Here is a 13,284-nt window from a genome sequence, read left to right as displayed (position 1 = left end):
GCTCCTATTTAGTTCTGAGATACTTTGGTAAAACGTAAGTTGAGTAATGCTAATGCTCCCACCAGTAAGAAGATGAGCGTTGCAATCGCACTGGCTAAGCCAAAGTCCTGACCACCTGCACCTTCAAACGCAATACGGTATGTATAACTAACTAACAAGTCGGTATAACCGGCAGGCTCTGAAGTACCAATCATGTTTGGACCACCACCAGTTAACAATTGAATCATGACAAAGTTATTAAAGTTAAAAGCAAAACTGGCAATCAATAATGGCGTTAATGGTTTAATCATTAACGGTAGAGTTATACGGGTAAAGTTCTGTACAAAGTTGGCTCCATCAATGGCTGACGCTTCATAAAGATCGTCAGGAATCGCTTTCAGTAACCCCATACATAAAATCATCATATAAGGGAAACCAAGCCAAGTATTGACGATAAGCACCATACATTTCGCTAGGAAAGGATCAGAAAACCAAGCTGGGCTCAGGCCAAACAAGCCTTGTAATACCATATTGATTTCACCAAAGCTTTGGTTAAACAAGCCCTTAAAGATCAATATCGAAATAAAGGCTGGAACCGCATAAGGAAGGATCAGCAGCACTCGGTAAATAGCACGACCTTTTAAAGCTTCCCACTGCACGACACTGGCCAGAATTAAACCGATGATCAAGGTAAAAGCAACAGATAATACAGAAAACACCACGGTCCAGATAAAAATACTAATAAACGGCTCTTTAATACCATCATCTTTCCAGACACGCTCAAAGTTGTGCGAACCAATGGAGACAATAAACCCTGGAGAAACATTATTTCCAACAAATTGGCCTTGCTCATCAATAGCTTGGTAAAAGCCGACATCCATATTAGGACGAAGCAATTCACCCGTTCTATTATTAAGCAGTGTTTCTCCATCGTCTTGTAAGGTATACAACGGAACCACTGCAGAAAACTGCCGTAATCCACTCATTCGAATATCTGCACCGGACGGAAAGTGAAGATCAATCGTCGATAATAAACTACGATATCCAACGATGGTTTTAATCGGCTCAGGCTCACCTATCACCTTATCGACAGGCTCAAGATCGAGCTCTGAAGGAACATTGCCTGATAAGGTAAAACTCTCTGTGGTATATAAGGTGTCACCATCTTTAATGACAATCTGATATCCATCATCCGTGTGATGTAATGTGAAAGGATAACTTTCACCACTTTGATAAGCTTGGCTCAGTAGCACCGTTTGCGCTCTTTCAAAAGAAAGCTGATTTTTGGCGCTGTAGTTAGTAAACGCTAAGTTTACTGTGTAAGCGAGTGGAAACAGGATAAATAGAATCATCCCTGCCACACCTGGATAAATATAACGATGTGCGTAAGTTCTCTTACTGCCAAAAATATATAAAGCTAATACCGTAAGAAGCATGGTAAGCAATGCAAACGCAAGCTCACCGCGAGAATACATTAAAATCGTTGCGTAGCCATTCACGATACCTACTGCGCCTAAAACGGCCCATTTAATAAAGGCACCCTTGCTGACTGGTCGTGTCTTGGCTGAAACTGGCATCGCCTTTGTATCTTGAATTGACTGCATATGACAACCTGCTAGCGAATTGAAAACTGGGAAAGTAAGGAGAGGTTACCCCCTCCTCAAAAATTAACACGATATGAATGACGCTTAAGATTTAGCGAGTCATTTGTTTTTCAGCATCAGCAAGCGCTGCGTCTACTGTTTGACGGCCATCCACAACATTGATGATTGCGCTCTTCGCCGCACCCCAGAATGCGTTCATTTGTGGGATATTTGGCATGATTTCGCCGTTCATTGCGTTATCCATCGTCGCAGCAATGCGCGCATCAGAATCGAGTTCACGTTGGAAAGAATTTAGAGCCACAGCGCCTAATGGTTTATCATTATCCACCATGCGTAGACCTTCATTGGTCAATAAGTAATTCTCTAAGAATTCAACGGCTAAGTCGCGGTTTGGTGAAGCGGTACTGATACCAGCCGTTAGTACGCCAACAAACGGTTTAGATGACTTACCGTTAAATTTAGGCAATGTAGTCACACCATAGTTAATGCCTGAACGTTCAATGTTATTCCAAGACCAAGGGCCATTGATCGTCATCGCGGTGTTACCTTTGTTGAACTCCGCTTCAGAAACAGAATAGTCCATATCAGCTGAAATCACGCCTTTATCGACTAAACCTTTCACAAAGTTCATGGCATCTTTTACACCTTTTTTAGCGATTCCGGCATCTTTAATGTCATAGCCGCCACCTGTATATTTAAAGGCATAACCCCCATCAGCAGCCATGATTGGCCAAGTGAAGTACGGTTCTTTTAGATTCCACATGATAGCTGATTTACCCTGTTTTTTCAGCTTAGCATCAAGTTCAGCCACTTCTTCCCAACTTTTTGGTGGGTTAGGTACAAGATCTTTATTGTAAATAAGAGAAAGCGATTCAACAGCAACAGGGTAACCAATAACTTTGCCATTATATTTCACAGCATCCCATGCAAAATCGACGATACCTTCTTGAATACGTTGTGAAGGTTTAATTTCTGCTAGCAAACCGGCTTCTGCGTAACCACCAAAACGGTCATGAGCCCAAAACACGATATCTGGACCATCGCCTGTTGCTGCTGTTTGTGGGAAACGATCTTGCAGACCATCAGGGTGAGCAACCGTCACCTTAATGCCTGTATCCGCTTCAAATTTTTTACCTACTTCAGCAAGACCATTATAACCTTTGTCACCATTGATCCAGATTGTCAGTTGTCCTTCTTGAATAGCAGCGTTTGCACCAAATGAGCCAAGCGCAACCAAAGTACTTAGCGCGACAGTGCTTAGGGCATTTTTCATATTCATATCCTTTTATTTGTGTTGTAGGGCTCACCGAATCGAGGTTATGCCATATTTCGCCATATATCATCGGTAAAAAATGGTGTGACCTCATCCTCCTCCTTTCTACGCCCTCGCTATTATGACCTATTTTCGTGATCTACATCCTCTACAGTTGGCGATGTAGATCACAAAAAAAATACCGACTGTGATCAAGTTCAACTTTACCTGATTAAATAATTTGAACTGGATCTAACTTAGTGTTTTTCAAGCCGCCACCCCTCCTCCTTTACTACTCCCCCTGCAAAAAAAATGCTTAGGAGGATGTGATTCCCCTTGGCTTTAGAGAAACTAAGCACATCCAAGAGTGGATGGTAAGAACCCTTTCCAGTATTCAAAATGGTACTGGCTTGCATTGCCAAATTGGTTTGCTGTCATAAATTGAGTGTTCGTGGTAATTATTGTACGGGGGAGACGCTCATTCATGTCGGGGGAGGCAAGCTAATTCTTGGCTTTGATGGGTGATGCTTTCTATAAACCTTTTGTTTATGGACATCACCCTTTCTTTTCTTACTCACACGTTAAAGGTAACTCAGCGTAGCCGCTGAATCGCGTGCATTACCATGAGAAATGATTCACCTTAACAAAAATTCCTACTGTTATTGCCTGTGACATAATTCATATAATGATAGGCAGTAATCAATAAAAAATCTTGATCGAGGACGAGCTAGATGGCGAATGTCACGTTAAAAAATGTATGTAAAGCTTATGGCGATGTATTAGTTTCTAAAAATGTTGATTTAGAAATTAAAGAAGGCGAATTCGTCGTATTCGTCGGCCCATCAGGCTGCGGTAAATCAACATTGCTACGTTGTATTGCTGGTCTGGAAGACATTACCTCCGGTGATCTATATATCGGAGAGCAACGAATGAATGACGTTGAACCGTCTAAACGTGGTGTTGGTATGGTATTCCAATCTTATGCACTTTATCCACACCTTAACTTACATGACAACATGTCTTTTGGATTAAAATTGGCCAAGGCCAACAAAGAAGAGATCAGTAAACGTGTCAAACACGCGGCAGATATTTTACAACTTAGCCACCTACTAGATCGTCAACCTAAGGCATTGTCTGGTGGGCAGCGTCAGCGTGTCGCTATTGGCCGGACCTTAGTCTCACAACCGAATGTTTTTCTACTTGACGAACCGTTATCCAACCTCGACGCCGCTCTACGCGTTCAGATGCGTTCTGAAATTACCAAACTACAACGCAAACTGGGTTGTACGATGATCTACGTCACCCATGACCAAGTTGAAGCCATGACCATGGCAGATAAAATCGTCGTGCTCGATGCTGGGTTTGTTTCACAAATAGGCAAACCACTGGAATTATACCATTACCCACAAAATCGTTTTGTTGCAGGTTTCATCGGTTCCCCCAAAATGAACTTTATGAGTGTAACAATTGAAGAAGCTGAAAAAGATCAAGTTAAAGTCAAACTGTCTAATGGATTTACCTTCTGGATTCCTGTCGATGGCACCACGGTCGAAAAAGGCTCTCGGATGTCATTGGGCGTTCGACCTGAGCATTTATTAAAAGCTGAAGATGGCGATGCACAGATTGAAGGTAAGGTGATGATTGTCGAAAAGCTGGGTAATGAAACCCAAGTGTATATGAATGTAAAAGGTTCAGATTCAGATATTATCTACCGCCAACCCGATACCTTAGATATCGAAGTCGGGGATAGCTTAACCATTGGTTTACCTGCGCATCGCTGCCACTTATTCCATAGTGATGGCCGCGCTTGCCAACGTCTACATCAAGAGAAAGGCGTGGTCATTTCTCGCTAAACATATTATTAGCACCCGCATACTGCCTCCCCCTCGACGAACATAGTCAGGGGGATATTTCATTCACGGATCATCAATACAACAAACAAAATCTGAGACACCACTCGCCAAACGACACCATCCGCAGTAAAGTAATCTCTCCAAAACAAGAATAATATGGGGCTTTATGAAACATCAATTAGCGCTTAGAGCTTTAGAGCGCGGCGATTTACGCTTTATCCATAACCTTAATAATAACCGCAATATCATGTCCTACTGGTTTGAAGAACCGTACGAATCTTTTGATGAACTAGAGGAATTGTATAATAAACATATTCATGACAACGCTGAACGACGCTTTGTGGTTGAGAATGCAGAGAAAACGTTGATCGGTTTAGTTGAATTAATCGAAATTAACTACATTCACCGCAGTGCCGAGTTTCAAATTATCATAACCCCAGAACACCAAGGAAAAGGCTACGCGCAAACCTTAATTCATCGGGCGCTGGATTACTCTTTTACCATTCTCAATTTGCACAAAATTTATCTGCACGTCTCTATTGAAAACGATAAAGCCATTCACTTATATAGAAAATGCGGTTTTATTGAAGAAGGTCATTTAGTGCAAGAGTTTTTCATTAACGGCAGTTACCGCGATGTCAAACGGATGTATATCCTACAAAGTGACTATCTGGAAAAAATCAAACAAGACTAAAACTCTCCATAGATATCATTCATCATCAAAGACATCATGGAAGCAAAAGAAATTTTCTTTGCTTCACAACCACCGGTTTGGCCGGTGGTTTATATTAGGCAGCGTTGCGACTTAACATAATTAGCGATTCAATCGGGCAAGCGCTGCAAAAACGCTTTCGACCGCAACCGCGCCTGGGTCTTTAACACCGCTTAAACTGTCGCTGGCTAAATAAGACGAGCGACCAGCATTGGCTTTGTCCATTAACGCGGTGGAAGCACAGCCTTGCTCTGCAGCGTGCGCCGCTTCTGTTAAGCTTTGTCCTGCCACTAACGCTTCCAGTGCAGGTTGTAGTGCATCGATCATGGTTCTATCACCCAGCTCAGCACCGCCGTATTGTTTCATTTTATTTAATCCCGCCACGAATGCACTCGCCAGGGGTTGCCCTTCGCTCATCTGTTGCCCTGCCGCGGTAAAGAAAATCGACAATAACACGCCGCTTGAACCGCCCATCACGGTTGCAAGACGCTCACCCACCACGCCTAATAACTTATCGACTTGCGCGAAAGGCAATTGATTAGCTTGGCTTTCACGATAGATTTGTCGGGCTCCAGCAGCAAACGTGGAACCGGTATCGCCATCGCCGACTAAGCTGTCTAACCGATTTAGCTCACCTTCATTATCGATCAAGGTACGGCAAATACAGTTAACGATCATTTGATGCTCAACATGCTCGGAGGCTTGATAGTGCAGTTGATCGGCTTGCTTTTCGACTACGCGGCGCGCAACTTCGTTAACCGCTAACGGGGTTGGCCAACTGCTGACCTCAGTTGGAGCCAATAATGCCGCTTCCAATTGCGGATTTAAATGCAGTAGTGAGAGGGAAAAGCCTTTCATATCTAACGCCGTCATAAGAGGTGCAGGGCCGACTAAGTACTCGATTGCGGTCGCTAATGAAGAATGGCACAAATCACGCGTTAACAGGCTCATTTCAAGATTGGACACGCCACCCAAGTTATTGAGTAGCACCGCCACTTTATCATCACCCGTTAACGGATAAGCGGCAAGCAGCTTTTCAATCATCATCGCCAGAATATCGCGGCTATTTTGCGTTGCTAAAACTGAGACTCCAGGTTCACCGTGGATACCCAACCCTAGCTCAGCATGACCGGGAGCGACTCGCTCACTATGCGTTTCACCCGGCAAATGACAGCTGGATAAGGCCACGCCAATACTGGCGGTGCGCTGAATCGCCATTTGCGCAGCTTCAGTGACGGCAGAAAGTGATTGACCTTGCTCCGCCATATAACCGGCAACTTTGTGCACAAATAAAGTGCCAGCCACACCACGAGGCTGCTTATTGTCGGGTAGAGCAATGTCATCACTAACCATCACCATCTCAACTTGATAACCGAGACGCTTGGCTTTTTCCGCCGCTAAACCAAAGTTTAACCGGTCGCCAGTGTAATTTTTAACAATCAACAGACAACCCGCTTCACCGGTCACTTGCACTATCGCATTAAACACTGCATCAACACTGGGTGAGGCAAACACATCGCCACATACCGCGGCAGTGAGCATGTTTTTCCCAACAAAGCCAACGTGAGCGGGCTCATGACCAGAACCACCACCAGAAATAATCGCCACCTGACTTTTATCCCAATCACGACGAACCACGATCCGAATGTGTGGATCAATATCCAATTGCTCTAGATTTTGCCAAGGGCTGGTTAACACGGCCCCTTCAATCGCTTCATTTACCAATTGCTCTTTGTTATTCATCAAAAATTGAGTCATCACGTTATTCCTTGGATTACAAGTTAATCAACAGCTTTGATTGTGCGGATGACACTTCCGATCAGCAAAAAAAATCTCACGTTGCATAATGGAACGGTTTTGATTTACAGATTGGTTCATAATGAAACGCGATTGACGACACTTCTCTTTGGATTGTGAGCTGAAACGATATCACGTGAACCTCAGCTTCTTTCTATCGCCAAAAGTTGATGAACCCCACGAACGACTTAGCTTAGTCACGTTCACGACAAATAGAACATGCACGATAAATGAAAAAATACCCCAAGTGCTGGGGTACTGTGGATCGTATGAATAAAAGGACAAAGCAGCCGATAGCTGCGCTGCTTCATTCAAATAGAAGATCAAGAAAAGTCGTGTGATTAAGAAAAACAAGAACTAAGCAGCAAAAAGATGCTCAAACGCTTGGTATAAACTGGCGATGATCACTCGGCTTGATTCAATCCCAGGATCTAAATAACCACAGCTCTGTTCGCCTAAATACGCCGCCCTGCCTCGTTTAGCTGGCCAGGGAATGGAATCATGAGCCACTTGCTGACAGGCATGGTTCAGTGCTGCTAAGCTCTGCGCCATGGTATGCTGGCGAGCCACGCTCCGCTGTAACGTTTCTGCGGCGACATACCAGATGTCATACAGTGTTTTATCTTGGTATTGTACATAGCCTCGGATTTTAATCCCTTGCTGCCCCGTTATTAAGGCTCGGTTGAGATCCTCAACGCTCAGGGTCATTTTCCCCTCGACACTACAGGCTGCACGTTGAAACAGCGTATAGTACAAAGGTCCACTCGCTCCCCCCACACCAGAAAGAAATACAAAGCCCAAATTTTGTAATAAATGCGCGATACTCATATCAGATAAACTTGGTAGCTTACTGATTAATAAAGTACAACCACGCTGAATATTCACCCCATGATCGGCATCACCAATTTCTGCATCCAATTGATTCAGATACTCGCTATGCTGTAATAAATTTTGACTCAGTAATTGTAACCAGTGATACACCATCGCTTGGGTGAGCATGGTTTATTTCCCCCATTGCCAGTAGGAAGTATCCACCGGCGCTTGCCAACAAGATAAAGCGAGATCATCAAGGGCGAATAAAGTCACAGAAAAAGCATTAGGATGCGCACCACGGCATACAGTCTGAGCGACACAATCGACAATCGTCACCTCACTCTGGCTAAATTGTTGCATCACTCGCTGGCAAATCTCGCTTAATTGCGGTTCACTTTGTTCACTCAACCCATTGAGTAAGAGTAAATAACGTGGCTGATTAATCGTCGCAGCAGTAACAAATTGCTGCTGCCATTGATAAGTCACATGCGACCAATGAATTTGTAATCGAGGTCGTATACACGCATTCAGTAACACATGCACCATCTGTTGCAACACCTCAGAAAATGTTCCTGAGGTTAGCTGCATAATACCTTGTTCATTGTGCAGACCGACGCCAATTTTGATCTGCTCAATCCGTTGATCTGGCTTGGGGGATGGCTGGCCCTCAAAACCGACACTGATGGTATGACATTGTGCCGTCCATTGCCGCGCTTGTTCAGTTAACTCACTCAGCTGCTGCTGACCAGACCAACTCGAATCAGCGAGCTGTAGGCTGTAAGCGCCAAGCAATTTTTGCAACATAACAATCCCTGCAAGCCCTTTGCCACCCATCGAGCAGTGAGCTGGCAAAGGCGCACAATCATCATCCACTAGACAAAAATCAACCAAATACCCTTGTTCGGCTAACCATTCGGTTGCCATTTGAAAATTCAGCACATCACCGGTGTGGTTTTTCACTAAAAATAAGATCGGCGTAGAAGATGGGAAATGTGTTTTGACATGCTCCGTGATTTGTAATGCAGATGGCGCAGTAAAATGCTCACCAATGCACGCAGCCGCTAGCATACCTCGACCAACAAACTCACTGTGTAATGGCTCGTGACCTTGCCCACCACCGCTGATGAGCGCAACAGGCGAAGGAGAGTAACTCAAAAAGTGGTCATCAAATACATTATACACGAGTATCACTCCACACTATTTTTAGTTTTAGCTAAAAACTTTATCACGAGCGGTAAATTAAGCAATTGATCATTCACAAGTTTCATAATGAAACAGATCGTAGCCAATAAAAGTTTCATCATGAAACAGTCATTAGCTAAATTGTGAGCTATCTCTTTTTTGCTGGCTTAATGTCACTCAAAGCATGATGAAATGTGAAACAAGGTTTTTATTGAACATCCGGTTGGCAAAACTAATTGCCAAAGCACAATGAACACCTTACTACTGAAAACAGCACAGGATTAATCTGCTTCAAACGATATGTTCACCATATTCATGCAATAAACAATACTAAGGATCAATAACGTGGAAAAAATTTTAATCTCACCCAGCAAATACATTCAAGGTAAAGGCGCTATTCATCAGGTGGCTCGCCATGTCACAGGCTTTGGACAGCGAGCTTTCGCTATCACCGATCCTATGGTGTTACCGATGGTTGAAGATAGTCTAGTAACTCAGTTTGCTGGCTTAGACATGCATCTCAACTTATCGCCTTTCCATGGTCAATGTAGCCGTAATGAAATTGAGCGCTTAGTTCAGGTCGCCAAAGAGGATCAGGCGCAAGTGATTATGGGCATCGGTGGCGGCAAGGCACTGGATACTGCGAAAAGTGTCGCTTACTACTTAGGCTTACCGGTGGTGATTATCCCAACTATCGCCTCAACCGATGCGCCAACCAGCTCACTGGCGGTGATCTACACCGAACAAGGCGAGTTTAGCGAGTATTTATTCTTCCCTGCAAATCCTAATATGGTGTTAGTCGATAGCGAAATCGTTGCCAAAGCCCCAGTGCGTTTACTGGTTGCAGGCATGGGGGATGCACTCGCCACATACTTTGAAGCGCGGGCAACCATTGCCTCCGGTAAAGCAACGATGGCAGGGGGCCTCGCCACCAAAGCCGCTTTTGCGATTGCTCAAGCCTGTTATCAAACGCTCATGGAAGATGGTTACAGCGCAATGATGGCCGGCAAACAAGGTCTTGTTACCCCCGCATTAGAAAATATCATTGAAGCGAATACATATTTAAGTGGCATTGGTTTTGAAAGCTGCGGATTAGCTGCGACACACGCGATTCACAATGGTTTGACGGTACTAGAAGAGTGTCATCACCTCTATCACGGTGAAAAAGTCGCCTTCAGTACTTTGGTGCAACTAGTACTAGAAAATGCACCTAAAGAAGAGTTCGCTGAAGTTCTAGATTTCTGTCGCCAGGTAGGTTTGCCAACCAATTTACACGAGATGGGCGTGACTACCATCGACCTACAGCAAATAATGGCCGTATCTGAAATGGCCTGCGCTGAAGGCGAAACCATCCATAACATGCCATTCCCAGTAAGTGCCGATCAAGTCTATGCGGCGATACTCACCACTCATGCTTTAACTACCGCGTAATCGTATTATTTATCCCCCAATCTGATTGGGGGATTCGTTTTTTAGCCATCTTCTTGTTACGATATCCTCAGCCTCCCTACCCGCAGATGTATTTATGGTTTCAGATACCTATAAGCAGTGGAAAATTTTTGTCGATACTGGCTGGTTACCCGCTAAAGGTAAGCATGCCGAGCTCTACCAACAATGGCAACAAGCTAGCCAGTTTTGCCAAGCCAAACATTGGCAAAATCCAAAGACTGTAAAAGGTTCAACCTTTGACGAAATTCTTCAGTCACAGCAAAACCTACTCTGTTTTACTAACCGAGTCTTGGATGCCATGATTGAAAAGCTACGCGAACAGCCTTGGTTATTTTGTATCACCAATGCGCAAGGAATCACCTTGCATATGCAAGGCGCAACGTTTATTCGCCAAACCTTGGCCAATCTTGGTTTGCATCTAGGGGCTGACTGGACAGATCAACGAATCGGTAATCAGGCCATCGAACGTTGTCTAATCACTCATCAAGCCCAGTTTTCTAGCGGAGCCGATCACCTGAGTAAAGCACTACATCCTTGGTTTTTCTCGGCGGTGCCTATTTTCGACCCGATGGGTGAGCTATTAGCGAGTTTGACCTTGGTAGGTGAAACCGAGCAACATAACGAGATGATCGACGCACTCATTGAAAGTGCCGCGCGCGAAATTGAAACCTTACTCAGCTCCGAACAACGCCTCACACAAGCCAATACCCTGCTCACCCAACGTGATGTGTTATTAGAAGGCATAGAGCAGGGGGTGATTACTTGGCAGTCTTCTGGGCATGTGCAATACATCAATCACTGTGCTCGACAATGGCTGGGGTTAGATGAAAGCCACATTGGCCTACATATTGAAGCACTATTCCATTTTCCACCTGTGGTTGAACAGGCCTTAGTGAACCGAACGAAACTGGAAAAGGTCGAAGTGATGGTCGATTGTCAACATAAACTGCTCAAAATCACTCTTTCTCTCAAACCATTGAGCAGCGGTGAAGTGATGGCATTATTTCACCCCAGTGAACCACAGACCCAATATCATGAGCGTCACTTTATTGGCGGCGACTATTGGCAACCTGAAGAGAATCTTTGGCTATTGGAAGGCCATCCTTGCCAACATAGAGTTGAAAAAGCGGCCAAAGTTTCAGTACCGGTCTTGTTACAAGGCGAAGATGGGGTGGGTAAGCTTTCGCTCGCCTTAGCTATTCATCATAAAAGTCAGCAACGTCTCGCCCCATTGATGATCATTGATTGTGCGGCTTTACAACCCGAGCAATTAGCCCAAGCACTATTGGGAGATGACCAACACAGCCAGCCATCAAAAATTGAATTGGCTTATAATGGCACACTGATTTTAGAACATGTGGAATATTTACCCCCTAACTTACAAGCCAGTGTATTGGCGATTTTAAAAACCGGTTTTTTGACTCGATTGCATAGTCAGCAAATTATTCCTGTCAATGTACGATTAATTAGCACAAGTAGCGCTAATTTAGACAAATTAGTGGAATCGGGTTTATTTAGCCGTCAATTATGCTATGCCATGCAAGGCATCGAGGTGTGTATACCCGCTCAAAGGGAGGCGGTTGATTATACTCGCGCTCTGATCTCACATATTCTGCATGGCGCAAATCGAACAATAACGTCTGATGCGCTGCAAACACTATTTACTTATAGCTGGCCAGGTAATCGCAGTGAACTCCTGAGTGTGATGGATAAAATCTTACTCAGCAGCTCAACCAATCAGGAGATCCATCTTCACGACCTACCCGATAAAATTCGCCGTCAATGCCATAGCGAACAACCCATTCAAAGCCTCGAATTAATGGAAAAAAATGCCATTATTCATGCCTTAAAACATCATCAGGGGCATTTGCAACAAACCGCTAAAGCATTGGGCGTTGGCCGAACAACGTTATGGCGAAAGATCCGCAAATACGATATCGATGAAAGCGCGATTGTTGAGCCTTCTGAGCAAAAGAGCTGAATGATACCCCCAACGACTTGGCGTTGCCAGATCATCGATAAATGAGAATACTGTTTACCGTCTCTATAAACTGGCACCAAATATGCTTAATAAAAATACCTCGGCGATAAAGTCATCACGCTAAATACTTGGTTTAGAGGAAAGCATCATGGGCCATCTCTATAAAATTGAATCTTACAGCGAAGAAGCCGTCCGTTCACTTGCTCAGTTCATTCAAGCCAAAGGGGGGAAATGCTGCATTGCCGGCTTTGCCGTGATCACCAATCATCCTTTTAAAGAAAGAGATGCGGGGCGACTACTGCCATTGATTGGCAAAGTCACCGATAACCTTACCGAATGGGATAAAAGTCAGTTCGAAGTACTGAGTTAATCAACTAGGCGATATGCGACCGTTTCATATTGCAACGCAGATTGCATCACTGTCTACCAGTATCCGCAAACCATGCGGAGTTGCAGGTAGGCAGTAAGTGAAAGGCTATAATTGTCTTGTCAGCAAATCAACCACGCATGTTTTATATTTTCTAACTATATTTATGTCCAAAGGTAGGTGACAAATTTGTCTGGAACAAATTTGAACAGCCGTAGGCTGGCCTTTGGTGAGAGCCACGGATGGCTCCCATCATCGCCATGGACATAGACAGGCGATGTGATTGGGGTGAACG

The 13,284-nt window shown here is 44.3% G+C and carries 10 protein-coding genes; 5 read left to right on the top strand and 5 right to left on the bottom strand.

Translation table 11 applies throughout. The features are described 5' to 3' along the window. Positions 1-8: 8 nt before the first annotated feature. Both malF and malE read right to left on the bottom strand, forming a co-directional pair. On the bottom strand, positions 9-1,583 hold the full coding sequence (gene malF / locus CAG57_RS10745; protein WP_161428243.1) for a maltose ABC transporter permease MalF: 1,575 nt from the start codon (positions 1,581-1,583) through the stop codon (positions 9-11). A 91-nt stretch (positions 1,584-1,674) separates the two neighbouring features. After that, positions 1,675-2,856, bottom strand: coding sequence for a maltose/maltodextrin ABC transporter substrate-binding protein MalE (malE, locus tag CAG57_RS10740; protein WP_099610892.1), 1,182 nt, complete (start codon positions 2,854-2,856; stop codon positions 1,675-1,677). Between the two features lie 710 nt (positions 2,857-3,566). Here malE and malK point away from each other — a divergent pair. Then, positions 3,567-4,688, top strand: coding sequence for a maltose/maltodextrin ABC transporter ATP-binding protein MalK (malK, locus tag CAG57_RS10735; protein ID WP_161428244.1), 1,122 nt, complete (start codon positions 3,567-3,569; stop codon positions 4,686-4,688). Between the two features lie 166 nt (positions 4,689-4,854). After that, positions 4,855-5,382: a spermidine N1-acetyltransferase gene (speG, locus tag CAG57_RS10730; protein ID WP_161433862.1), complete on the top strand. Its 528-nt coding sequence runs from the start codon at positions 4,855-4,857 to the stop codon at positions 5,380-5,382. 120 nt (positions 5,383-5,502) lie between these two features. Here speG and CAG57_RS10725 read toward each other — a convergent pair whose 3' ends face one another. From CAG57_RS10725 to CAG57_RS10715, 3 genes are all read right to left on the bottom strand, one after another. Continuing rightward, on the bottom strand, positions 5,503-7,158 hold the full coding sequence (locus CAG57_RS10725) for a dihydroxyacetone kinase subunit DhaK (RefSeq protein ID WP_161426852.1): 1,656 nt from the start codon (positions 7,156-7,158) through the stop codon (positions 5,503-5,505). Between the two features lie 396 nt (positions 7,159-7,554). Then, positions 7,555-8,196, bottom strand: a complete 642-nt coding sequence (dhaL, locus tag CAG57_RS10720) for a dihydroxyacetone kinase subunit DhaL (RefSeq protein WP_161426853.1) — start codon at positions 8,194-8,196, stop codon at positions 7,555-7,557. Between the two features lie 3 nt (positions 8,197-8,199). Continuing rightward, complete coding sequence (locus tag CAG57_RS10715) at positions 8,200-9,192, bottom strand: dihydroxyacetone kinase subunit DhaK (protein ID WP_161426854.1); 993 nt, start codon at positions 9,190-9,192, stop codon at positions 8,200-8,202. A gap of 345 nt (positions 9,193-9,537) precedes the next feature. Here CAG57_RS10715 and CAG57_RS10710 point away from each other — a divergent pair, with 345 nt between their 5' ends. The 3 genes from CAG57_RS10710 to CAG57_RS10700 all read left to right on the top strand — a co-directional run bounded on the left by CAG57_RS10710 (position 9,538) and on the right by CAG57_RS10700 (position 12,992). After that, positions 9,538-10,623 carry a glycerol dehydrogenase gene (locus tag CAG57_RS10710; protein WP_161426855.1) on the top strand — a complete coding sequence of 362 codons (1,086 nt, stop codon included), beginning with the start codon at positions 9,538-9,540 and terminating at the stop codon, positions 10,621-10,623. A gap of 94 nt (positions 10,624-10,717) precedes the next feature. Continuing rightward, on the top strand, positions 10,718-12,622 hold the full coding sequence (locus CAG57_RS10705) for a sigma 54-interacting transcriptional regulator (RefSeq protein ID WP_161426856.1): 1,905 nt from the start codon (positions 10,718-10,720) through the stop codon (positions 12,620-12,622). Positions 12,623-12,770: 148 nt separating this feature from the next. Continuing rightward, entirely contained in the window at positions 12,771-12,992 is a 222-nt protein-coding gene (locus CAG57_RS10700; protein WP_099610901.1) for a hypothetical protein, read from the top strand. Positions 12,993-13,284 lie beyond the last annotated feature (292 nt).

The sequence above is a fragment of the Vibrio sp. V30_P3S12P165 genome, from assembly GCF_009904905.1.
Taxonomy (GTDB): domain Bacteria; phylum Pseudomonadota; class Gammaproteobacteria; order Enterobacterales; family Vibrionaceae; genus Vibrio; species Vibrio fujianensis.
The sequence above is the reverse complement of the archived record's forward strand: the minus strand, read 5'-3'. Positions and strand labels throughout refer to the sequence as shown.

Excerpts from the sequence above, each read along its gene's own strand:
- speG (WP_161433862.1), top strand. The coding sequence starts at position 4,855 with ATGAAACATCAATTAGCGCTTAGAGCTTTAGAGCGCGGCGATTTACGC.
- malE (WP_099610892.1), bottom strand. The coding sequence starts at position 2,856 with ATGAAAAATGCCCTAAGCACTGTCGCGCTAAGTACTTTGGTTGCGCTT.
- CAG57_RS10700 (WP_099610901.1), top strand. The coding sequence starts at position 12,771 with ATGGGCCATCTCTATAAAATTGAATCTTACAGCGAAGAAGCCGTCCGT.
- dhaL (WP_161426853.1), bottom strand. The coding sequence starts at position 8,196 with ATGCTCACCCAAGCGATGGTGTATCACTGGTTACAATTACTGAGTCAA.
- malK (WP_161428244.1), top strand. The coding sequence starts at position 3,567 with ATGGCGAATGTCACGTTAAAAAATGTATGTAAAGCTTATGGCGATGTA.
- CAG57_RS10725 (WP_161426852.1), bottom strand. The coding sequence starts at position 7,158 with ATGACTCAATTTTTGATGAATAACAAAGAGCAATTGGTAAATGAAGCG.
- CAG57_RS10705 (WP_161426856.1), top strand. The coding sequence starts at position 10,718 with ATGGTTTCAGATACCTATAAGCAGTGGAAAATTTTTGTCGATACTGGC.
- malF (WP_161428243.1), bottom strand. The coding sequence starts at position 1,583 with ATGCAGTCAATTCAAGATACAAAGGCGATGCCAGTTTCAGCCAAGACA.